Annotated in this window: 21 protein-coding genes; 11 read left to right on the top strand and 10 right to left on the bottom strand. The window is 60.1% G+C overall.

Annotated features, from left to right (window positions below; genetic code table 11):
- Nucleotides 1-15 precede the first annotated feature (15 nt).
- From ACTJKV_RS19985 to ACTJKV_RS19965, 5 genes are all read right to left on the bottom strand, one after another.
- A complete protein-coding gene (locus tag ACTJKV_RS19985) occupies nt 16-1,293 on the bottom strand; it encodes a TRAP transporter large permease (protein ID WP_274103456.1) in 1,278 nt (425 codons plus the stop codon).
- A 3-nt stretch (nt 1,294-1,296) separates the two neighbouring features.
- Entirely contained in the window at nt 1,297-1,827 is a 531-nt protein-coding gene (locus tag ACTJKV_RS19980; RefSeq protein ID WP_062424782.1) for a TRAP transporter small permease, read from the bottom strand.
- 116 nt (nt 1,828-1,943) lie between these two features.
- Complete coding sequence (locus ACTJKV_RS19975; RefSeq protein ID WP_274103458.1) at nt 1,944-3,104, bottom strand: fumarylacetoacetate hydrolase family protein; 1,161 nt, start codon at nt 3,102-3,104, stop codon at nt 1,944-1,946.
- Nucleotides 3,105-3,297: 193 nt separating this feature from the next.
- A complete protein-coding gene (locus tag ACTJKV_RS19970) occupies nt 3,298-4,017 on the bottom strand; it encodes a FadR/GntR family transcriptional regulator (RefSeq protein WP_062424780.1) in 720 nt (239 codons plus the stop codon).
- A gap of 50 nt (nt 4,018-4,067) precedes the next feature.
- Entirely contained in the window at nt 4,068-5,513 is a 1,446-nt protein-coding gene (locus tag ACTJKV_RS19965; RefSeq protein ID WP_274103459.1) for an FAD-binding oxidoreductase, read from the bottom strand.
- A gap of 154 nt (nt 5,514-5,667) precedes the next feature.
- On the opposite strand from ACTJKV_RS19965, the gene denD reads away from it, so the two are divergent.
- The 5 genes from denD (at nt 5,668) to ACTJKV_RS19940 (ending at nt 10,676) form a co-directional block, all read left to right on the top strand.
- On the top strand, nt 5,668-6,654 hold the full coding sequence (denD, locus tag ACTJKV_RS19960; RefSeq protein ID WP_274103460.1) for a D-erythronate dehydrogenase: 987 nt from the start codon (nt 5,668-5,670) through the stop codon (nt 6,652-6,654).
- Entirely contained in the window at nt 6,651-7,553 is a 903-nt protein-coding gene (locus tag ACTJKV_RS19955) for an NAD(P)-dependent oxidoreductase (protein WP_274103461.1), read from the top strand. The genes denD and ACTJKV_RS19955 overlap by 4 nt, the downstream gene beginning before the upstream one ends.
- Before the next feature lie 173 nt (nt 7,554-7,726).
- A complete protein-coding gene (locus tag ACTJKV_RS19950) occupies nt 7,727-9,160 on the top strand; it encodes an aldehyde dehydrogenase family protein (RefSeq protein ID WP_062424776.1) in 1,434 nt (477 codons plus the stop codon).
- Nucleotides 9,161-9,268: 108 nt separating this feature from the next.
- Nucleotides 9,269-10,243, top strand: a complete 975-nt coding sequence (locus ACTJKV_RS19945) for a threonine ammonia-lyase (RefSeq protein ID WP_274103462.1) — start codon at nt 9,269-9,271, stop codon at nt 10,241-10,243.
- 34 nt (nt 10,244-10,277) lie between these two features.
- Nucleotides 10,278-10,676, top strand: coding sequence for a (R)-mandelonitrile lyase (locus ACTJKV_RS19940; protein ID WP_274103463.1), 399 nt, complete (start codon nt 10,278-10,280; stop codon nt 10,674-10,676).
- Between the two features lie 51 nt (nt 10,677-10,727).
- On the opposite strand, the gene ACTJKV_RS19935 is transcribed toward ACTJKV_RS19940, so the two are convergent.
- Entirely contained in the window at nt 10,728-11,831 is a 1,104-nt protein-coding gene (locus ACTJKV_RS19935; RefSeq protein ID WP_274103464.1) for an NAD(P)/FAD-dependent oxidoreductase, read from the bottom strand.
- A gap of 229 nt (nt 11,832-12,060) precedes the next feature.
- Here ACTJKV_RS19935 and ACTJKV_RS19930 point away from each other — a divergent pair, with 229 nt between their 5' ends.
- Nucleotides 12,061-12,204, top strand: coding sequence for a hypothetical protein (locus ACTJKV_RS19930; RefSeq protein ID WP_165457044.1), 144 nt, complete (start codon nt 12,061-12,063; stop codon nt 12,202-12,204).
- Nucleotides 12,205-12,210: 6 nt separating this feature from the next.
- On the opposite strand, the gene ACTJKV_RS19925 is transcribed toward ACTJKV_RS19930, so the two are convergent.
- Nucleotides 12,211-13,332 (bottom strand): cobalt-precorrin-5B (C(1))-methyltransferase, encoded by a 1,122-nt coding sequence (locus ACTJKV_RS19925; protein ID WP_440599364.1) that lies wholly within the window; start codon nt 13,330-13,332, stop codon nt 12,211-12,213.
- A 94-nt stretch (nt 13,333-13,426) separates the two neighbouring features.
- Here ACTJKV_RS19925 and ACTJKV_RS19920 point away from each other — a divergent pair, with 94 nt between their 5' ends.
- From ACTJKV_RS19920 to ACTJKV_RS19905, 4 genes are all read left to right on the top strand, one after another.
- Nucleotides 13,427-14,740: a cobyrinate a,c-diamide synthase gene (locus ACTJKV_RS19920; protein ID WP_274103466.1), complete on the top strand. Its 1,314-nt coding sequence runs from the start codon at nt 13,427-13,429 to the stop codon at nt 14,738-14,740.
- A gap of 126 nt (nt 14,741-14,866) precedes the next feature.
- The gene (gene yghU / locus ACTJKV_RS19915; RefSeq protein WP_274103468.1) at nt 14,867-15,763 is read left to right on the top strand and encodes a glutathione-dependent disulfide-bond oxidoreductase; all 897 of its coding nucleotides are present in this window, start codon (nt 14,867-14,869) and stop codon (nt 15,761-15,763) included.
- A gap of 12 nt (nt 15,764-15,775) precedes the next feature.
- Nucleotides 15,776-16,153, top strand: a complete 378-nt coding sequence (locus ACTJKV_RS19910) for a hypothetical protein (RefSeq protein WP_062444471.1) — start codon at nt 15,776-15,778, stop codon at nt 16,151-16,153.
- Between the two features lie 110 nt (nt 16,154-16,263).
- Complete coding sequence (locus ACTJKV_RS19905) at nt 16,264-17,514, top strand: cytochrome-c peroxidase (RefSeq protein ID WP_274103470.1); 1,251 nt, start codon at nt 16,264-16,266, stop codon at nt 17,512-17,514.
- Between the two features lie 39 nt (nt 17,515-17,553).
- On the opposite strand, the gene ACTJKV_RS19900 is transcribed toward ACTJKV_RS19905, so the two are convergent.
- Nucleotides 17,554-18,993 (bottom strand): MFS transporter, encoded by a 1,440-nt coding sequence (locus ACTJKV_RS19900; RefSeq protein WP_274103471.1) that lies wholly within the window; start codon nt 18,991-18,993, stop codon nt 17,554-17,556.
- Between the two features lie 111 nt (nt 18,994-19,104).
- Between ACTJKV_RS19900 and ACTJKV_RS19895 the strand changes: the two genes are divergently transcribed.
- Nucleotides 19,105-19,722 carry a helix-turn-helix transcriptional regulator gene (locus tag ACTJKV_RS19895; RefSeq protein ID WP_274103472.1) on the top strand — a complete coding sequence of 206 codons (618 nt, stop codon included), beginning with the start codon at nt 19,105-19,107 and terminating at the stop codon, nt 19,720-19,722.
- A 132-nt stretch (nt 19,723-19,854) separates the two neighbouring features.
- Here ACTJKV_RS19895 and leuB read toward each other — a convergent pair whose 3' ends face one another.
- Nucleotides 19,855-20,961, bottom strand: coding sequence for a 3-isopropylmalate dehydrogenase (gene leuB / locus ACTJKV_RS19890; protein WP_062444474.1), 1,107 nt, complete (start codon nt 20,959-20,961; stop codon nt 19,855-19,857).
- 410 nt (nt 20,962-21,371) lie between these two features.
- Complete coding sequence (gene leuD, locus ACTJKV_RS19885) at nt 21,372-21,977, bottom strand: 3-isopropylmalate dehydratase small subunit (protein WP_062424766.1); 606 nt, start codon at nt 21,975-21,977, stop codon at nt 21,372-21,374.
- Nucleotides 21,978-22,112: the final 135 nt, after the last annotated feature.

Here is a 22,112-nt window from a genome sequence, read left to right as displayed (position 1 = left end):
AACCGAGTCGTTCGGTCAACGCAGATATTGCAGCGGCACCATGACGATCTGCGGAAAGATCACCAGAAGGGCCAGAACGATGGTTTCGGCGACCAGGAACGGCCAGACGCCGACCGTCACCTTGCCGAGCGGAATGCGCCCGACACCCGAAACCACATTGAGGACAACACCGACCGGCGGCGTGATGAGGCCGATGGCATTGTTGATGATGAAGAGCACGCCGAAATAGACCGGATCGATGCCCGCCTGCTTGACGATCGGCATCAGGACAGGCGTCAGGATCAGGATGGTGGGTGTCAGGTCGAGCGCAGTGCCGACGATGAAGACCAGCACCATGATCACGGCCATCAAGAGCATTGGACGGTCGATCAGCGGTTCGATGAAGCCGGCAACCTCCGCTGGGATATTGGCAGCGGTGATCAGCCAGGCAGAAACCAGTGCTGCGGCAACCAGGAACATGATGATCGATGTGCTCTTGGCAGCGCGAAGCAGCACATGCCACAGATCGGCAGGCTTCAATTCGCGGTAGATGACCATGCCGACGAAGAGTGCGTAGGCCGCAGCAATGACGGCGGCTTCCGTCGGCGTCATGATACCGGCCTTGATGCCGCCGAGAATGATGACCGGCATGCCGAGCGCCCAGCCCGCACGGCCCGTTGCGACCAGGCGTTCCTTTGCCGTCGTCTTCGGCAGCGGCTGGACGTTGTCCTTGCGCACGACAATCAGCCAGGCGATGATCAAGGATGCGCCCATCAGGATGCCGGGCACGATACCAGCGAGGAAGAGCTGGGTGATCGACACGTTTGCCGCAACGCCAAAGACGATGAAGGCCATCGACGGCGGAATGACGGGGGCGATGATGCCGCCGGCAGCGATCAGACCGCCGGAACGCGGAATGTCGTAACCGGCCTTCGCCATCATCGGGATGAGGATCGCCGCGAGTGCGGCGGTATCCGCCGCCGCCGAACCGGAGATCGACGCCATGATGATGGCGGCAACGATGGCAACGATGCCGAGACCGCCGCGAATATGGCCGACCAGCGCAATCGCAAAGTCGATGATGCGGCGCGACAGACCGCCGGAATTCATCAATTCACCGGCCAGGATGAAGAAGGGAATGGCGAGCAGCGTGAAGGTATCGGCGCCGGAGATCATGTTCTGGGCGATGATCGCCGTATTGAACATGCCCATGTACCACATCAGCACGACGCCGCAGAACATCAGCGAGAAGGCAACGGGAACGCCGATTGCCATGGCGCCGAGGAGCGAGCCGACAAAAACCAGAAGTGTCATGTGTCAGCGCTCCGAAAGCTGTTCGATGGTGAGATTTTCACCGGCAAAGGCGGCAATCTCGTCTTCGCGGACCTTGCCGGTCAGAAAGCGGTACAGGCGCTCGAGCGCGATGATGAACATGATTCCGCCGGTGAACATGCCAACACCATAGACCCAGATCATCGACAGGCCGGTGACCGGCGCATGCATGCTGGCATTGATGGCGGACTGCTTCCACGTTCCCCAGAAGAAGATCGCCGAGCATAGAAGAATGATGATGTTGGACAGGATCATGCAGAAAATGCGCCAGCGCCGCGACAGGAACATCACCAGCGTTTCGATGCCCATATGGCTGTTTTCACGGAAGGTGACGACCGCACCGATGAAGGTGATCCAGACGAAGAAATAGCGCGCCAGTTCTTCCGAGACGTTGATGCCGGAATTCATGGTGTAGCGCATGACCACATTGACGAAGACCATGATTGCCATGCCTGCAAGAAGCGCGACGAGAATGGTCTCGAGGATGCGGTAAAAAAGATTGATGACTTTCTGCATCTTTCCCCTCCCGAGAATGATCCGAAGCGGCGCGAACACAAAGAGGCGCGCGCGCAACGTTTTAAGCCTGTGGATATGCGTGTCGCGTCAGCGAGATCGCTCGCCCGCGACGGACGTTATAGAAGCCCGCGCTTTGCGAGATTGCGCATCAATGCCGTCGTGCCGAAGGTCCATTCCGGACAATCGGATGTGCTGGCCACCCAGTTGATCAGCTTGCCCAATCGCGGGCTTGATATCTCGACGCGGTCACCCTTGGCATGGGTGAAGCCGAGACCTGGACCATGACGATCCTTGACCGGAGCAAACATCGTGCCCAGGAAGAAGACGGCACCATCCGGATACTGGTGATCGCGGTTCAAAAGCTGCGACACGAGATTTTCCGGCGTGCGGCTGATTGCCTGCATCGGGCTGACGCCCGTCATTGTAAACCCGTCTTCGCCTTCAACGAGCAGCGAAATCTGTGCCTGCTTCACGTCGTCCAGTGTAAACTTGCCGTCGAAAATACGGATGAACGGGCCGATGGAGCAGGACGCGTTGTTATCCTTTGCCTTGCTCAGCAGCAGGGCGGAGCGCCCTTCGAAATCGCGCAGGTTGACGTCATTGCCAAGGGCGGCGCCGACGATGCGGCCATCGGAGGTGACGGCAAGCACCACTTCCGGTTCAGGATTGTTCCACTGCGACTTGGGATGAACGCCAATCAGCGAGCCGCAGCCGACGGACGACATGGGTTGCGCCTTGGAGAAAATCTCCGCATCCGGGCCGATCCCGACCTCCAGATATTGCGACCAGAGGCCCATTTCCTGCAGCAGGCGCTTGACCTCCGCAGCCTTTTCGGAGCCGGCCTCGACACCCTTGAGGCTATCGCCAAGCACTGGAGCCAGACGGCCGCGGATGTCCTGCGCACGCTGCGGATCGCCCTTGGCCTGTTCTTCGATGACGCGCTCCAGCATGCTGTCGGCGAAGGTGACGCCGGCCGCCTTGACGGCCTGAATATCGTTTGGCGAAAGCAATTGTCCGGCGGAACCATCAAGAAAGGCTTCAAAGGCACCGAGCGCTGCAAACTGCAGCGTGTCGGAAAGACGCTCGACGAGATCGTGCTTTTCGAGCAGTTCCGAGACGGTCGGCGCAAGCCTGGAGAGATCGTAGAGAACGCCATCCTTCAACAGGACCGGACATGGGCCGTCTTCGCTCTTGGACCAGACGCGACCGATCAGGATCGCATCCCGATGATCTTCCGGCAAAATTGCAGCAGCATCGACAGTCCTGATTTCGACCAAGCTTGATCCCTCCCACTTTCAGCCCATCCGACCACTGCCTCCACAGCAATTATATTGTCTGGATGTCTGACAACCTGAATACGTCAATCTTCTTAGTATGAGAAAAGGCCTTAGTCCAGCCTGCCAGACGCCGAATTTTCGATGAAATTCACAGCCCGTGGCGGGCAGGACCAATCGCGCCGGCGCGAAAGGCCTATTCGTAGATTTCCATCTCGAGATTCAAGCGTTTTGCAGCACCCACCAGATGGGCGCGCATGGCGGCGCGTGCGGCTGCCGCATCGGACGCAGCAATGGCCTCATAGATTGGCACATGCTCTTGGATGGTGGTTTCCAGGATTTCGCCGAAGACTGCGCGTGAAAAGGCGACCTTTATCGCCGAGCTGATCCGCTCGGCGATAAAGCCGAGAAACATCGAGAAATAATCGTTCTGCGTCGCCTCTGCCAAGGTGCGATGGAAATCGAGATCGGCAGGAATACCGTCCTTGTCCCAATCCGGCGCATTGCGCATATTGTTGAGGGCGGCCTCCAGCCGGCTCAACTGCTCCGGCGTGCGGTTGACGGCGGCAAGACCGGCGGCCTCGATTTCCAACGGCAGACGCAACTGGAAGAGATCGCGGAATTTGTCGGGATCGGTCAGCTTGGAGCGCTCGATACGGATCGATACGCGATGACGCGGATCGCTGACGAAGGCCCCGACGCCCTGACGTGTTTCGACCGCGCCCTCATTGCGAAGCTGGGCGATGGCCTCTCGCACGACCGAACGGCTGACGCCGAACGTCTTGGACAGCGCATGCTCGGTCGGCAACTTGTCGCCGGCTTTCAGCTTTCCATCATTGATCTCACGCGCGATCTCCGCGGCGATCCGGCCAGGAAGATGATCGGTGCGGTGAATCTGGCTGAACTCCAGCGTCATGATGGCTCCTGGTGGACATGAACGCCGAAGGACGGCGCACTTTCATTCTTCTAGCTAGCCGCTTGTAGGGCAAGCTGGCAACCGGGATTCATGCGAAGCTCCGGATCGAAGGCGGCTTTCAGCCGCTCGATCATCTCCCGCTGGACGGGGCCGAGACGGCTTTCGAAATCCCCGCGCTTCAAGCGGCCGATCCCGTGCTCGGCACTGATGCTGCCAGCGTAACGGTCCAGCACCGCATTGACGATGACCTTGGCCTTGTAAATGTAGTGATCCCGCTCCTCACGCGTGCTGCCGTTGGGCGGAAGGACGTTAAGATGCACATTGCCGTCTCCCACATGACCGTAGGACACCGCCAGGCATTCCGGCAGTTCCTTGGCCAGTGCCGCCTCCGCTTCTGCAACGAATTCGGCAAGACGCGACAGCGGCACGGAAATATCGGTGCGCATATGGGCGCCGCGCAGCGCCTGGCCTTCATTCATACCTTCGCGGAACATCCAGAGTGACTGCGCCTGAGCGCGCGAAGAGGCGATGACGCCATCGAGCACCAGCCCGTCTTCCATCACACCTTCGAGAAAGCGGCTCATCAGATCGCTGGTATCGACCAGACCAGAGCCTGAAATCTCCATCAGCACATAGGCGGCATAATCGCCGGCGATCGGCATTTTCAGATCCGGAATGGCTTCCATGGCAAGCGTGAACGCGACCGGCGGCATGAACTCGAAAGCCGACATCAGATCGCAGCACTCACGACGCGCGCGGCGATAAAGCTTGATCGCATCATCGAGCGAGTTCAATCCGAGAAGCGCGGTTTCGACATGCTCGGGGTTGGGATAGAGCTTGACCGAGACGGCGGTGATGATGCCAAGCGTTCCTTCCGCGCCGATGAAAAGCTGCTTGAGATCGATGCCGCGATTGTCCTTGCGAAGCGTCGACAGCCCGTTCCAGATGGTACCATCCGCAAGAACGACTTCGAGACCGAGCACCAACTCGCGCGTCATCCCATAGCGCAGCACATTGATGCCGCCGGCATTGGTCGAAACGTTGCCGCCGATGCGGCAGGATCCTTGCGCGCCGAGAGACAGCGGAAAGAACATGCCCTTTTCCTGCACCGCATCCTTGAATTCCGACAGGATGCAGCCAGCCTCCACCACGGCGGAAAAATCATCCGTATCGATGGCGCGGATCGCATTCATGCGCTCAAGGCTGAGAACGATCTGGTGATCCGGCGCATCGGGCACGCCACCAAGAACGAGACCGGTATTGCCGCCCTGGGGGACAATGGCGAGGCCAAGCTCTGCGCAGAGCCGCACGGTCGCGGCAACGTCTTCCACATTGCGTGGGCGAATGACGGCAACGGCACTGCTTGAGACATCGCCATGCCAGTCGCGGCAGTAGCGGACCATTTCTGCCGCGTCCGTCAGAACCAGCCCCTCGCCAAGACCGGCCTTCAAAGAAGCCTGCAGCTCCTCGCGTGATTGCGCATGAACCTTGAGCATATGCCCCCTCGCCTCCACCCAGGCGGTGACGCTTCTTTGGCGTCTCCGCTCTTAAATTTTTCGGTTTTTCAAAATACTGTTTTCAAGCCAGTCATATAAGGTTATCAGACAACCTTACAAGTCAAATTTTGTAATGCGGTGGAGGAGAAACCAGATGCATGTAGCGATTATCGGCGCAGCCGGAATGGTAGGACGCAAGCTGACCGAAAGGCTCGTTCGCGAAGGAAACCTGAACGGTAGGGACATCGAGACATTCACCTTAATCGATGTGTTTCAGCCCGAATCGCCGGCCGGCTTCAAAGGTAAGGTCGATGCACGCGCCGCCGATCTTTCCGCCCCAGGCGAGGCCGAAAAGCTGGTCTCCACAAGACCGGACGTGATCTTCCATCTCGCGGCCATCGTCTCTGGCGAAGCAGAGCTCGATTTCGACAAGGGCTATCGCATCAATCTGGATGGCACGCGCTATCTCTTCGATGCGATCCGCATCGCCAATGGTGAGGATGGCTACAAGCCGCGGGTGGTCTTCACCTCGTCCATCGCCGTTTTCGGCGCCCCGCTGCCTTACCCGATCCCCGATGATTTCCACACCACGCCGCTGACCAGCTACGGCACGCAGAAGGCAATCTCGGAGCTGCTTCTGTCCGACTATACGAGACGCGGTTTCTTCGAAGGCATCGGCATTCGCCTGCCGACGATCTGCATCCGCCCCGGAAAGCCGAATGCCGCCGCCTCCGGTTTCTTCTCCAACATTTTGCGTGAACCTCTGGTCGGCCAGGAAGCCGTGTTGCCGGTGCCGGAGACCATCCGCCACTGGCATGCTTCGCCCCGTTCGGCTGTCGGCTTCCTGCTGCACGGCGCAACGATCGATACCGACAAGGTTGGTCCACGCCGCAACCTCTCCATGCCGGGACTGAGCGCCACGGTGGGCGAGCAGATCGAGGCACTGCGCAAGATCGCGGGCGAAAAGGCCGTCAGCCTCATCCGTCGCGAGCCGAATGAGATGATCATGCGCATGTGCGAAGGCTGGGCACCCGGCTTCGAGGCTACCCGCGCCCGCGAATTGGGCTTTACAGCCGAGACGAATTTTGAAGAGATCATCAAGGTCCATATCGAAGACGAGCTGGGAGGTTCGCTGAAATGACGGAGTCGGGCAAACAAGCGCGCATCATCGCCTTTATCGGCACCGGCCTGATGGGCGGGCCCATGGCCCGCAACCTGTTGAAAGCCGGCTTTACGGTGCGCGTCTGGAACCGCAGTGTGGAGAAAGCGCGGGCGCTGGTGGAGCATGGGGCGGTCCTCGCCGCTTCCCCTGCTGACGGGGCGAAAGGGGCCGATGTCGTCATCACCATGCTCAGCGATGGTAATGCCGTCGGCAATGTGCTGTTCGACATGGGTGTTGCCGAGGCGCTGGAAAAAGGCGCCATCGTCATCGACAGCAGTTCCATTGCCCCGCCAATCGCCCGCGACCATTCGCAAAAGCTGAAAGCGCTTGGTATTGCCCATGTGGACGCACCGGTCTCCGGCGGCGTGCCTGGCGCAACTGCCGGGACGCTGGCAATCATGGCCGGTGGCGATGAGGCAACGGTGACAAGTCTCGGCGATGTCTTTTCCGCCATGGGTCGCCTGACCTATGTGGGACCATCCGGTGCAGGCCAGCTGTGCAAGCTCGCCAACCAGCAGATCGTCGCCATCACCATCGGCGCGGTGGCGGAAGCGATGATGCTGGTCGAAGCCGGTGGCGCATCACGCGAAGGTTTCCGCAACGCCATCCGTGGCGGCTTTGCCGAAAGCCGCATTCTCGAGCTGCATGGCGAGCGCATGGTGAACCGCAACTTCGTGCCCGGCGGTCCCTCCAAATTCCAGTTGAAGGATCTGAACGGCGTTCTTGCCACCGCCAAGGATCTTGATCTGGCGCTGCCGCTGACGGAAGAAGTGACCCGCGCTTTCGATGCCTTTGTCGGCGATGGCGGCGCCGATATCGACCACAGCGGCTTATTGCTGCATCTGGAAAGACTGAACAAACGCGAGCACCAAGACTGACTTAAAAAATCATACAATTAGACGCCCGAATGTCTTTCGCGATGGCATGACATGACATAGGGTCACCGCCGACCTCGTCGCGCGCTCTGCCGCGGCGGACAACGCGAAGGAGCGGGGCTTCGCCCCACGCTGCCCGAGCACTGAAAATTAAAGCGATTACAGGGAGTGCACCAATGACAATTCACCAAAACCTTATCGGCGGCGAATGGATCGGATCCGAAACGTCGAAGAACATCAATCCTTCTGACACCAACGAAGTCGTCGGCCTATACGCACAGGCTTCCGCTGAAGACGCCAAGCAGGCGATTGCCGCTGCCAAGGCCGCTTTCCCGGCCTGGTCGCGCTCCGGCATTCTCGAGCGTCACGCCATCCTGAAGAAGACCGCCGATGAAATCCTCGCCCGCAAGGAAGAGCTCGGCGCGCTCCTCGCCCGCGAAGAAGGCAAGGTTCTGGCCGAAGGCATCGGCGAGACCATCCGCGCCGCCCAGATTTTCGATTTCTTTGCCGGCGAAGCACTGCGCCTGGCAGGCGAAGTCATTCCATCCGCCCGCCCGAACATCGGCGTTGAAGTGACCCGCGAACCGCTTGGCGTCATCGGCATCATCACGCCCTGGAACTTCCCGATTGCCATTCCGGCCTGGAAGATTGCACCAGCGCTTTGCTACGGCAACACCATCGTCTTCAAGCCGGCCGACCTCGTTCCCGGTTGCGCCTGGGCGATCGTCGATATCCTGCACCGCGCAGGCCTGCCGAAGGGCGTTCTGAACCTCGTCATGGGTCGCGGTTCCGTCGTCGGTCAGGCAATGCTCGACAGCCCGGATCTCGCTGGCATCACGTTTACAGGCTCCACCGGCACCGGCCAACGAGTTGCCGCTTCGTCGCTGCCATTCAACCGCAAGTTCCAGCTGGAAATGGGCGGCAAGAACCCCTTCGTCGTTCTTGATGATGCAGACCTTGGCGTTGCTGTCGAAGCGGCTGCAAATTCCGGCTTCTACTCCACCGGACAGCGCTGCACCGCGTCGTCACGGATCATCGTCACCGAAGGCATCCACGACAAGTTCGTGGCAGCGCTTTCCGAGCGTCTGGCCAAGATCAATGTCGGCAATGCGATGTCGAAAGACACCCATGTCGGACCGGTCGTCGATGAAAAGCAGTTGAAGCAGGATTGCGACTATATCGAAATCGGAAAGAAGGAGGGCGCCAAGCTCGCCTTCGGTGGCGAAGTGCTGAAGCGCGAAACCCCCGGCTTCTTCCTGCAGCCGACGCTGTTCACCGAAGCCACCAATGACATGCGCATCTCGCGCGAGGAAATCTTCGGACCGGTCGCCTCCGTCATCCGCGTCAAGGATTACGACGAGGCTCTGGCCGTTGCCAATGACACGCCCTTCGGCCTGTCCTCCGGCATCGCCACCACCAGCCTGAAGCACGCCACGCACTTCAAGCGCAACGCCGAAGCCGGCATGGTCATGGTCAACCTGCCGACCGCAGGCGTCGACTTCCACGTGCCGTTTGGTGGCCGCAAGGCATCCTCCTTCGGCCCGCGCGAGCAGGGCAAGTACGCCAACGAATTCTTCACCACGGTGAAGACGGCCTACACGCTGGCCTAATCAACAGGCAGAGACGAAAATCCCCGGCTTCGACCGGGGATTTTTTTGGCTTCACGTCGCTGCATTTGGCCCTATGGTAGGCACCATCTGGAATGACGTGAGACGATGATGACCGATATTGCGATGATCGAAGCCGCCCGCCAGCGTATGAACGGCGAGGCAATCCGCACCCCCTTGATGTCTTCTCCCTTTCTTGACGAGATTGCTGGCCGCAAGGTCCTGATCAAGCCGGAATGCCTGCAGCGGACCGGCTCTTTCAAGTTTCGTGGCGGCTGGTCGGCGGTCTCGGCACTGGAACCAGAGGTGCGAAAGCGTGGCGTCATCGCCTTTTCCTCCGGCAACCACGCCCAGGGCGTCGCACTGGCGGCAAGCCTGCACGGCGTGCCCGCCGTCATCATCATGCCGCGCGATGCACCGAAGATCAAAATCGAAAACACCAAAGCCTACGGCGCCGAGGTCGTGCTCTACGATCGCGCCAATGAAGACCGTGACGCGATCGGCGCGACGCTGTCCGAAGAACGCGGCCTGACCTTGATTCGCCCCTATGACGAACCGCTGGTGATTGCCGGCCAGGGAACGGTGGGCCTGGAGATTGCCGAACAGGCGCAGGAGGCTGGCATCGAGAAAGCAGAGGTGCTGGTTTGCTGTGGTGGCGGCGGGCTGACATCGGGTGTCGCGCTTGCCTTGGAAGCCAAGGCTTCGGGCCTGAAGGTTCGCACCGCAGAACCGGAGCATTTCGACGATGTGGCGCGCTCGCTCGCCTCAGGGAAGATCGAGAGAAACGCAGCCCTCAGTGGCTCCATCTGCGACGCGATCATCACGCCGCAGCCCGGCAACATCACCTTTCCGATCCTCAAGCGCCTTTGCGGTGCTGGCATAGCCGTGACCGAAGAAGAAGCGCTGCGAGCCATGGTGCTTGCCTTCCAGCGCCTGAAGATCGTGGTGGAACCGGGCGGTGCCGTGGCACTGGCAGCCGCCCTTTTCCATGGTGATGAGCTTGAAACCGATTCCGTGATCGCCGTGGCATCCGGCGGCAATGTCGATAGCGCCATCATGGCGGACGCGCTGTCGAAATACGCCTGATCTTCAAGCGTTCAACAAGACGAGGAACATGATCATGGAAATCACCCGCGCTGGCACGAAACCATCGGGCAAAGGCCCTGCCGACTATTTCACCGGAACGGTCCGCATCGATCCACTGTTCAATCCGCATCATGCAGAGCGCGTGCAAGGCGCGCAGGTGACGTTCGAACCCGGCGCCCGCACCTCCTTGCATACCCATCCGCTCGGTCAGACATTGATCGTCACCTCCGGATCGGGCCTGGTGCAGCGGGAAGGTGGCCCGATCGAAAAGATCGCTCCTGGCGATGTCGTCTGGTTCTCACCTGGTGAGAAGCACTGGCACGGCGCATCGCCACAAACCGCCATGACCCATATCGCCATCCAGGAAGTGAAGGACGGCAAGGCCGTGGACTGGATGGAGCATGTCACGGATGCCCAATATACCGGCGACTAAAGCGTCGGCCGAACGGACCCACGGCACTCTACCGTGGCGGTTTGAGACGCGCTATTCGGCCAGTCTTGAAACCACCTCATCCGCAATTGCCAGCGATGCCGTCAGCCCCGGACTCTCGATACCGAAAAGATTGACGAGGCCGGAAACGCCATGCCGCTCCGGTCCGTCGATGCGGAAATCCATCGCAGGCTCTGAAGGTCCGGAAATCTTGGGCCTGATACCGGAATAGGCAGGCTGGAGCGCGTCATCCGGCAGACCTGGCCAGTATCGGCGGATCGCCTCGTCAAAGCCCGCTGACCGTTTCGGATCGACGGCGTAATCGATACGGTCGATCCATTCGATATCCGGACCGAAGCGCGCCTGTCCGGCAATATCGAGCGTCAGATGCACGCCAAGCCCATGGGCATGGGGTGCCGGATAGATGAGTCGTGAAAATGGCGCTCTGCCTTTCAGCGAGAAATAGGAGCCCTTGGCATAAAAGGCTTCAGGAACATGTGCCGCCGGCAGTCCATCGATGGCGCCAGCAATCTGCGGCGCAACCAGCCCTCCCGCGTTGATGAGCGTCCGGCAGGTCAATTCCACCGGCTCGCTCCCGCCGACGAAGACCCGGAAGCCATCCTCCTCCACGACCGCGCGCAGGAACGGCGCCCTGTAGGCCAAGCTGCCGCCCACATCTTCCATATCGCCAAGCAGCGCCAGCATGTAGCCATGGCTATCGATAATGCCGGTCATGGGTGACGACAGTGCCGCCTTGCAGGAGAGTGCCGGTTCGAGACGCCGGGCCTCGGACGCGCTGATCAGATCCAGCGCCTCGCAGCCATTGTCGAGACCTCGCCGCTGCAGGTCCTCGATCAGAGGAATTTCGCTCTCTGTGGTCGCCACGATCAGCTTGCCGCACCGGCGATGCGCAACGCCATGACTTTCGCAATAGTCATAGAGCCGCTGTCGCCCCTCCACGCAAAGCCGCGCCTTCAGGCTGCCTTGCGGATAATAGAGCCCGGCATGAATCACCTCGCTATTACGAGAGGAGGTCGCACTGCCGAATTCGGCTTCCTTTTCCAATACGATAACGGACCGGCCCTGAAGCGCGAGCGCCCTCCCGACCGCAAGGCCAATGACACCCGCCCCTATGATGATCGCATCGATATCCGCCACGCGTCTTTCCCACCTTCTACCCACTGAACCGAAACACCGCTCGGACGTTAAGGAATCGTGAATGCGGTAGATCGGACCTTGTTGGGAGGCAAGTCACGACCAGTATTTTCCCCGCAAGCCCAATCTTATGGAAATTTATCTCTACTGGAACACGAGAGAATAGCGATATTCTCAGTGTCACTATCCCGCAGATCGGCGGTACCGATTTTTGGACGAACAGGAGGGTGCGATGTCTTATTCCAAAGCAGGAAAAGCAAGAGATTTCACGCCGTCAACCGCGCCGCATCGCGGCTGGCAGGCATCGATCCATACAGCGCTCGTCGGCATCTGCTTTGCCTTCGTCGCAGCGGTTATCTTCGGCCTCGTGCCTTAACGAGACTTAGCCGATCGGCCCCTCGGAAATGGGGGCCGCTCGATTTGATGGCGTCGGCGCTGTGCGCCCTTTAAGATTGCCATCACGATCGAAGACCAGGATATCGAGCGCGATATCGTCCCGGCCAAGCGCCGCCGCAGCCGTAACCCAGGCTTGCTGCGCCACAATATTTCCGAGATCTATCCTGGCCGCCTCGGCCAGCTGAAAGGCATGCGCCACCATATTGGCGTGGCGGATGGCGGTCAGAAGTTCGCTCGTCGCGCCCGCTTCTTCGGCAAGTTTTGCCAAGGCTTCCAGATCCGCCAGCCCACGCTTGGAATGGACGTCCAGCATGCCCTGCGCCAGCTTGGTCATCTTGGCGACTCCGCCCGCCACCGTCACTCTGGGGACAGGATGGCTCTTCAGATATTTGAGCATGCCGCCAATGAAGTCGCCCATGTCGATCAGCGCGGTCTCGGGCAGCCCGTAAAAGGCCTGCCCCGCCTTTTCCGACGCATTGCCCGTTGCGCCTAGCAGATGGGGAAGCCCTTCTGCCCGTGCCACATCGATCCCGCGCCAGATCGAGTGGATCCAGGCCGAACAGGAAAAGGGAATGACGATACCGGTCGTGCCGAGGATGGAGAGGCCGCCAACAATGCCGAGACGGCCATTCAAAGTCTTTTCCGCCAGCGTCTCCCCGTCACGCACGGAGATTTCGACTTCGAAATCGGCGTCAGTCCCTGCCACCTCATGGATCGCAGCAAGCATCATCTGGCGCGGGACGGGATTGATCGCGGGCTCTCCCACCGAAAGCGGCAGACCGGGGCGGGTGACAATCCCCACGCCCTTGCCCGCCTTGAAGCTGATGCCGCTTCCCGTCTCCGTCCTGCGCAGCGTGCTCTCGATCAGCGCGCCATGAGTCACATCCGGATCGTCGCCGGCATCCTTGACGACGCCCGCGCGGGCGAACCCGTCGCCCTTTTCCTCCGTTGCGAGAACGAAGGCCGGTCGAGACCCGTTGGGGAGTTCGACATCGACAAGATCAGGGAAGGACCCGGTCAAAAGCGCCTGACAGGCGGCCTTCGTCGCTGCAGCAGCGCAGGTGCCGGTGGTCCAGCCACGCCGAAGGTTTTTGCCATCCGTTTCCATGAATGTCCTATAGACCTTGCAGCGTGAGCCGTCATCGGTAAACAACAGACCAACTGCACGATCAAAAGCGCGCCCCGGAGTTTAGAATTCTGCCATGACCGCAAAAGCCATCATCATCGGCGCGCCCCGCTCCGGCTCCGGCAAGACCAGCGTCACCATCGGGCTGCTGCGCGCCTTTGCCCGCCGCGGCATCAAGGTGCGCGGCATCAAGACCGGACCGGATTACATCGATCCCGGCTTTCATGCGGTCGCAACCGGTACGCCCGGCCTCAACCTGGACAGCTGGGCGATGCAGCCGGATCTGCTGCGTCATCTTCTGACCCAACAGGCCGACGGTGCAGACCTCTTGCTGATCGAAAGCGCCATGGGCCTCTTCGATGGTATTGCCGTCTCCAACAACCGCACCGGCTCGGCCGCTGATCTGGCGCGGCTCTTTCACATCTCCGTCCTCCTGGTCCTCGATGTCTCGGGCCAGTCGCAAACGGCGGCAGCCATGGCGCATGGTTTTGCCCATTATGATCCGGCGGTGAAGATGGCAGCCGTCGTTTTGAACCGTGCGGGCAGCGAACGCCACCGCACGCTCTGCACCGAGGCGATCGAAAAGATCGGCCTTCCCGTGGCGGGCTGCGTCATGCGCGATCCATCGCTGACCCTGCCCGAACGGCATCTCGGTCTGGTGCAGGCGAGCGAACACCCGGAGATCGACGCCCATATCGAAAGACTGGCCGATACGATGGAGCGTGCCATCGATCTCGATGAGCTCCTGGCCCTGGCAACGCCCATCGATTTGGCCGAAGGGTCGGTCGAAGCGGGAATTGCCCCGCCCGGACAGCGCATCGCACTGGCCGAAGACGCCGCCTTCACCTTCCTCTATCCGCATCTGAAGCGGCAATGGCGGGAGGCTGGCGCCGAGATCCTGCCCTTCTCCCCGCTTGCCGATGAAGCCCCGGACGCGTCCTGCGATATCTGCTGGTTGCCCGGCGGTTATCCTGAGCTTTTCGCCGGACAGTTGGCCGTCGCATCGCGCTTCAAGGCGTCGCTTGCCCATTTTTCGCAGACGAAGCCGGTGCATGGGGAATGCGGAGGCTATATGGTGCTGGGGGAAGCGCTGGAAGACGCGAACGGCGTGACGCACGCCATGACCGGGCTACTCTCGCACGTCACCAGCTTTGCCAAGCGAAAGATGAACCTTGGCTACCGTCAGGCCAGGATTGCCGAGACCGGCCCGCTCGGCCAGGCTGGCGATGTTTTGCGCGGACACGAGTTCCATTATGCCAGCGTCATCGACGCCGGCACCGATCAGCCCTTCGCTGAAATTGCCGATGGTCTCGGCAAGCCGCTCGGGCTATCCGGCGGAAGGCGCGGCCTTGTCAGCGGAACATTTTTCCACGCGATCGCAAAGGCTTAGCAGGTTCTTTTTCCGGAGGCTGGTGTTCCGTCTGTCGCGGGAGTGGAGGAACGGCTTTGCATTTCCTATATTGCTGAAACACAGCATCCCCACCTGGAACCACATCTGGAATAAGGACGGATCTTCATGACCGAAAAGTCTCCCGAAAACAACTTTCCCGCAGGCTATCAGCCGCCAGAGGTCTGGCAGTGGGAAAAGGGCAATGGCGGCGCGTTTGCCAATATCAACCGACCGATTGCCGGGCCAACCCATGAGAAAGAACTGCCGGTTGGAAAGCATCCGCTGCAGCTCTACTCGCTGGCGACACCGAACGGTCAGAAGGTCGGCATTCTGCTGGAAGAGCTTCTGGCCGCCGGCCATTCCGGCGCGGAATATGATGCCTGGCTGATCAAGATCGGCGATGGCGACCAGTTCGGTTCCGGCTTCGTTGCTGCCAATCCGAATTCGAAGATCCCGGTCATGGTCGATCATTCCACACCGGAACCGACGCGCGTTTTCGAAAGCGGTTCGATTCTGCTTTATCTCGCGGAAAAATTCGGCGCCTTCCTGCCGAAGGGGCACAAGGCCCGCACCGAAGCGCTGAACTGGCTGTTCTGGCAGATGGGTTCTGCCCCCTTCTTCGGCGGCGGCTTCGGCCACTTCTACGCCTATGCGCCCATCCACATCAAATACGCCATCGACCGTTTTGCCATGGAGGCGAAGCGCCAGATGGACGTGCTCGATCGTCACTTGGCCGAAAACCGCTACATGGCAGGCGATGAATATTCGATCGCCGATATCGCCATCTGGCCCTGGTATGGCAACCTGGCGCGCGGACAATCCTATCCGAAGGCGGAAGTGTTCCTGGAAGCAGCAAGCTACAAGAATGTGAAGCGCTGGGCCGATGAAATTGCCGAGCGTCCTGCCGTCAAACGCGGCCGCATGGTCAACAAGGCTTCCGGTGATCCCTCAGAACAGCTACATGAACGTCACGACGCGTCCGATTTCGACACCAAGACGCAGGACAAGATCGGCAAGAGCTGAAGGATAGACGAAATGGCGAACCTGCCCGACATGACCAAACACCGTGGTTTTCCATCCGGCATGCCGGGCACAGGCGTCCAGTTTACCATACGCCGCGCCAATCCGCGCGGCGTCACCCCCATCAAGCAACTGCCGCGCAAGGCACGTCCCGGCACGCCGGAACATCGTATCGATGCGGCCTTCCTGCATGCCCTCTGGCACCATTTCGGCGCAGAGCCTTTCGAGCGGGGCAATCTCGATGCCGCCCGCCTCAGCCTGCTCTTCGGGCGTGAAGTTCTCCCCGCCGAGAAGAATTTTGATCCGCTTTCCTATGAGGCGATGCTCGTGATCGACGAGCGCGTGGCGCGCCAGAGCTTCCCCGAATCCTTCGAGGATTACTTCGACGTCTGAGGTCGAAATAAGCGCCTGCGACAAAGTGGAGACCTTGAAGAAAGTTTCTGTGCGCGGCGTAAAGAAGATGGTATAGAGCCACCGGTTTCATCATTTTCGGCGGCTCTGACATGGTCAGGCACTTCTCTCATTTTCTTGCCGCTTCGGCACTCATCCTCCTTCCCGTAGCGATGGGTCTTGGCGGAGCTGCCCATGGCGGCACCGACTACCCAACCGTCGAAAAGCTCGGCGAAGCGCTGTTTCACGACGCCAATCTGTCGATGAACCGGACGATGTCCTGTTCCACATGTCACACCTCTGCCAACGGCTTCACCGACATCCGCGATACGGAAAAGGCAGGCCATGCGGTTTCGCTTGGCGATGATGGCAAGTCGCTGGGAGATCGCAACGCGCCGACGGCAACTTACGCCAAATTCTCCCCGCCCTTCGGCAAGGACGCCGACGGAAACTATATTGGCGGCCAGTTCTGGGATGGACGCGCCGCCACGCTGGAAGATCAGGCCGGCGGTCCGCCGCTGAACCCAATCGAAATGGGGATGGCCGACAAGTCGAGCGTGGTGAAGCGGCTGAAGGAAAATCCTGACTACGTCACTGCCTTTGCAAGCCATTTCGGGCCGAACGTATTCGAGAACGACGAGCAAGCCTTCGCCGCCATGGGCAAGGCGCTGGCCGCTTACGAGCGATCCGATGCGCTTTCCACCTTCGATTCGAAATATGACCGCTTCCTGCGCGGCGAGGAAAAGCTGACGGATCAGGAAGAACTCGGCCGCGTGCTGATGTCGTCCACGCAGTTCACCAACTGCAACACCTGCCACACGATCAAGGGTGAGCACGGCCTCTCGGACGGCGTCTTCACCAACCACAAATACTTCAACATCGGCGTCCCGGCCAACAGACTAGCCCGCGCAGCCAATGGGTCGAAGCCGGATGCTGTCGATCTCGGCCTGGCGCAAAATCCAGCCGTCGGCGACGATCCGGCACAGCGCGGCAAGTTCAAGGTGCCGTCGCTCCGCAATATCGCGGTGACAGGCCCTTACATGCACAACGGCGTCTTCAAGGACCTGCGCACCGTCGTGCTGTTCTATGTGAAGTACAAGAGCAAGAAGCCGAGCCGGCAGATCAACCCGGAAACCGGCGAGAAATGGGATGCGCCGGAGGTTCCGGACAACATCGCCATGGAAGAACTGACGTCCGCCCCGGCACTCGACGACAAGCGCGTCGATGCCATCGTGGCTTTCCTCAAGACGCTGACCGACAAGCGCTACGAACCGCTGCTTGCCAAGGGCGAGAACATCGGACGCCCGGAAGATCCGACCGTCCACGCGATCTCCGCGAAGCCCGGAGACGCAGCAAAAAATTAAGCCGCCTCAATCACTTCGAGGACTTAGGCCCGGCATCGATCAATCATTGTCACCCACATGCGCTCCGTAACGTGGCTCTGGCAATGAGAAGGCCGCGAACGCTGCCAGAACCGCTGGTAGGGCAAAGAGCATGAAGAGCCACGTCGCGGCAGATGCTGCCCCCTCGACGCCGCCGGGGCTCACAAACCCGGTGCTGTTGACGATCACGCCGGAAAGAGCCGCACCAAAAGCGCTGCCGAGAGACTGGACGGTGGTGATACCGGCGGATGCCTTGTCTTTCTCATCAGGCTCGGCGAGATGCAGAATATGGGTCACGAGATGCGCCCAACCGAGCCCAACGCCGAAGCCCATGCCGAAGATCAGAAAAGCGGCTGCGCTGACCAGAAGCACGTCCCCACTGGGATTGAGCCGTGCCAGCGTTACGGCCAGCATGCCGATGCAAACAGCTTCCAGAATGGCGCCGACAAGAATGGAGCGGCGCATCGCCCTGCCGGTGAAATCGCTGCATATGAAGGCGGCTACCGTCCAGCCGAGCGCCACAAGGGCGACGATATAGCCCGAGATCAACGGCGGCACATTGTGCAGGTTCTGGAGGAAATAGGGGATGTAAATGTCGCAGGTCAGGGCCGCCAGAAGCATGAACATCGCAGCATAAACACGCGCGATCGGCATCGATAGAAGAGTGCCGCCGCGCGGCAGAATGCGCAACGTCGCCCGTCGTTCGACAAGCAGAAGTGCTGCAATGGCGGTGAGGGCGCAAACCACAAGCCAGGTGCGGGCGCCAATCTCTTCGGCGGTGCTCGCAAAGCTGACCAGCAAAAGCGAAGCGGACAGCAGGATCATCTGCTTTAGCGGCGCCTTGGTCTCGGTCCGGTCATCCACGCCCACCGGCAGCAGCCACGGCGCCAGAAGTCCCATGATGAGTGCGAAGGGGACGATGATCGCGAAAGCATGTCGCCATGCGCTGCCCTCGGCGAAGAAGCCACCGAGCGTCGGTCCGATGAAGGTCGAGATACCCCAGATCGCAGCATAAAGCGTCGTCGCCTTGTTCCACAGAGATTCTGGGTAGACATAGCGGATGAACGCATAGCCCAGCGTTGCCAACGTGCCGGCCCCGAAGCCCTGCACGGCTCGCCCGGCAAGGACGATCTCCATGGTTGGCGCCACAGCGCAGATCGCCGAACCAAGGAGAAAGAGGACTGCACCGACACTATAGGTCCGATTGAGGCTAAGGCCACGTGGACGGATGGCGATAAATACCGACCCCAGCACAGAGGCCGTGACGTAGAGCGTCGTCACCCAGGCGAAGAGGGGCAGGCCACCAATATCACGCACGACAGACGGCATGATCGTGGCCGTCACATAGGTCTCGATCGCATAGAGCGCGATGCCACCTGAGAGCATCAGGCTTGCTCCCAGATGCCGGGCGGAAAACAGGGTCCAAAGACTGGTTGACGAAGGGGCGCCGGGAGAAGACATGATCGAATTTCCGATAAAAGGCCGTTGCAAAGTCGGCGGCATGGAATTATCCAAGTTATATCTTGGAAATTATACCCGCAGATAAATTAAGCAAGTGGCAGGACAGACAAAATGCGCCCTTCTCCCCGTGACAGGCTCCTCTTTCTGTTGAAGACCGAAGGCCCGAAGGCCACGTCAGAGCTCAGCGAAGTTCTTGGCCTGACGGGCGAAGCGGCGCGCCAGCAGCTTGCCAAACTCGCCGATGAAGGGTTGGTGGAAAGCATCGCGCAACCCGCAATCGGGCGGGGGCGGCCGCGTCAAAGCTGGCGCCTGACCAGCGCCGGCCATCGCGAATTTCCAGATGGTCATGCTGACGTCGCGGTATCCCTCATAGAAGCGATCGGCAGCGAGCTTGGTGAGGATGCGCTGGAAACGATCATTGCAGCCCGGGAGCGCAAGACAGCGGCGATGTACAGCGCGGCACTTCTCGACGCCCCTACGCTGGACGAGCGTGTCGCGCGGCTCTCAGCCTTGCGGGTGGCCGAGGGCTATATGGCAAGCTGGTGGCAGGAAGAGGATGGACACTTCATCCTCGTCGAAAACCATTGTCCGATATGCGCCGCCGCAACCGCCTGCCGTGGCTTTTGCCGTTCGGAGATCGATATTTTCAGAGCCGTGCTGGGCGCACCGGTGGAAAGGACCGAGCACCTGCTACAGGGTGCGAGACGATGCGCATACCGGATCGGTTAGCGCAAGGTCCGCCCGTGCTTGCAACACCTTTTTGAATAGACGCATCGGTCCGAAAATCGATGTCGATTTTCGGGCCGATGCTGTCGTGGCGCCCAAGCAAAGCTCGGGCGCGACAGAACAATAAAGACGTATCTACAGAGCCTTGAATTCCGCCAGAACCGCATCGCCCATTTCCGACGTGCTGACCTGGCGCGCGCCGGCGGCCATGATGTCGGCGGTGCGGATGCCCTTTTCCAGCACATTGGCGATCGCCGTTTCCAGCTTGGTGGCGTCATCAACCATGTTGAAGGAGTAGCGCAGGCACATGGCGAAGGAGGCGATCATTGCGATCGGGTTGGCAATGCCCTGGCCGGCGATATCGGGAGCGGAACCGTGAACTGGCTCGTACATGGCCTTGCGCTTGCCGGTCTTGGCATCCGGCGCACCGAGAGACGCGGATGGCAGCATGCCGAGCGAGCCCGTCAACATGGCGGCGACGTCGGAGAGCATGTCGCCGAAGAGATTGTCGGTGACGATGACGTCGAACTGCTTGGGCTTGCGCACCAGCTGCATGCCACCGGCATCGGCCAGCATATGCTCCAGTTGCACATCCTTGTACTTCGCCGCATGGGTTTCGGTGACGACCTGGTTCCACAGAACGCCGGACTTCATGACGTTGCGCTTTTCCATGGAGCAGACGCGGTTGCCGCGGGTGCGCGCCAGTTCAAAGGCGACGCTGGCGATACGCTCGATTTCGAAGGTATCGTAGATCTGCGTGTCGATCCCGCGCTTCTGGCCATTACCGAGATCGATGATCTGCTTCGGCTCGCCGAAATAGACGCCGCCCGTCAGTTCGCGAACGATGAGAATATCGAGACCTTCGACGAGCTCTGGCTTCAGCGACGAGGCAGAGGCCAGCGCCGGGTAGCAAATCGCTGGGCGGAGGTTCGCGAAAAGCTCGAGATCCTTGCGCAGGCGCAGCAGACCCGCTTCCGGACGAACTTCATAAGGCACGCCATCCCATTTCGGTCCGCCGACTGCACCGAACAGAATGGCGTCAGCTGCCAGCGCCTTTTCCATATCCGCATCGGAAATCGCCACGCCATGCGCGTCGTAAGCGCAACCGCCAACAAGGCCTTCCTCAACCGTGAAGCCGGCATTCTTCTCGCTGTTCATGTAATCGATCAGCTTACGGACCTCGGTCATCGCCTCCGGGCCGATACCGTCGCCAGGCAACAGGAAGAGCGAGCGCACAGTCATGAAATCCTCCTTGGGCGCTTGGAAAGAAGCGCACGTCAAAACATGGGTTGCAACGCCGAAAGGCTGCAAGATGCGGGCTTCTTAACGCTCGACCCGCAGCATTTCAAGCAAAGCAAAAGCCTATTCGGTACGGGTGACGCAGCAAACCGGCTGTCACATCATCTCAGTTTCATCTCATGCTCCAAAATACATGACACGACGATGTATCAGGCATCGACTGCGTGGTTGGAGGTTGGAGGTTGGAGGGGGTCTTCGACACAAGGCTCTTGGAGGTCAAAGCTCTCCTCCTCGTCATCCTCGGGCCTGACCCGAGGATCCATAACCCATTGGCGCTATTGAAAGACGTGGATCCTCGGCTCTAGGCCGAGGATGACGACGGAGAGGTGTCCGCGCTTAGTCAGAAGGATTGATCAGGCCCAGGGCCGGGCAGAGGCGTTGGTCTTTTCGAAGCTATCGATTGCGCCTGCATGTTCCAGCGTCAGGCCGATATCATCCAGACCGTTCAGCAGGCAGTGACGCTTGAAGGCATCGATCTCGAAGGTGATCCGCCCGCCATCGGGGCCGCTGATTTCCTGGTTTTCCAGGTCGATCGTCAACACGGCGTTGGAGCCGCGCGAAGCATCGTCGAGGAGCTTTTCGAGGTTTTCAGGGCTGACAACGATGGGCAGAATGCCGTTCTTGAAACAGTTGCTGTAGAAGATGTCGGCGAAGCTGGTGGAAATGACGCAGCGAATGCCGAAATCGAGAAGCGCCCAGGGTGCGTGCTCGCGCGAGGAGCCGCAACCGAAGTTGTCGCCAGCCACCAGGATTTGCGCATTCTGATAGGCAGGCTTGTTCAGCACGAAATCGGGGTTTGGCGAGCCGTCTTCCAGGTAGCGCGATTCGGCAAACAGGCCCTTGCCAAGCCCGGTGCGCTTGATGGTCTTCAGGTAGTCCTTGGGAATGATCATGTCCGTGTCGACATTGACGACCGGCATGGGGGCGGCAACACCCGTCAGCTTGGTGAACTTATCCATCTCTCACTCCGAAATTCTGGCCGGCACTCAGCCGTTCAACCAAGGCCATTAAAGCAAAAAGGCGCGCTTTTGAAGATCAAAGCACGCCATTGCGGTACGCCGCCAATAATTGGATTACAATGCCAAAGCGTCAGT

It is taken from the genome of Agrobacterium sp. 22117 (assembly GCF_052045735.1).
GTDB classification, from domain to species: domain Bacteria; phylum Pseudomonadota; class Alphaproteobacteria; order Rhizobiales; family Rhizobiaceae; genus Agrobacterium; species Agrobacterium cavarae.
Note: the sequence above shows the minus strand (reverse complement) of the source record. Positions and strands in the feature narration are given on the sequence as shown.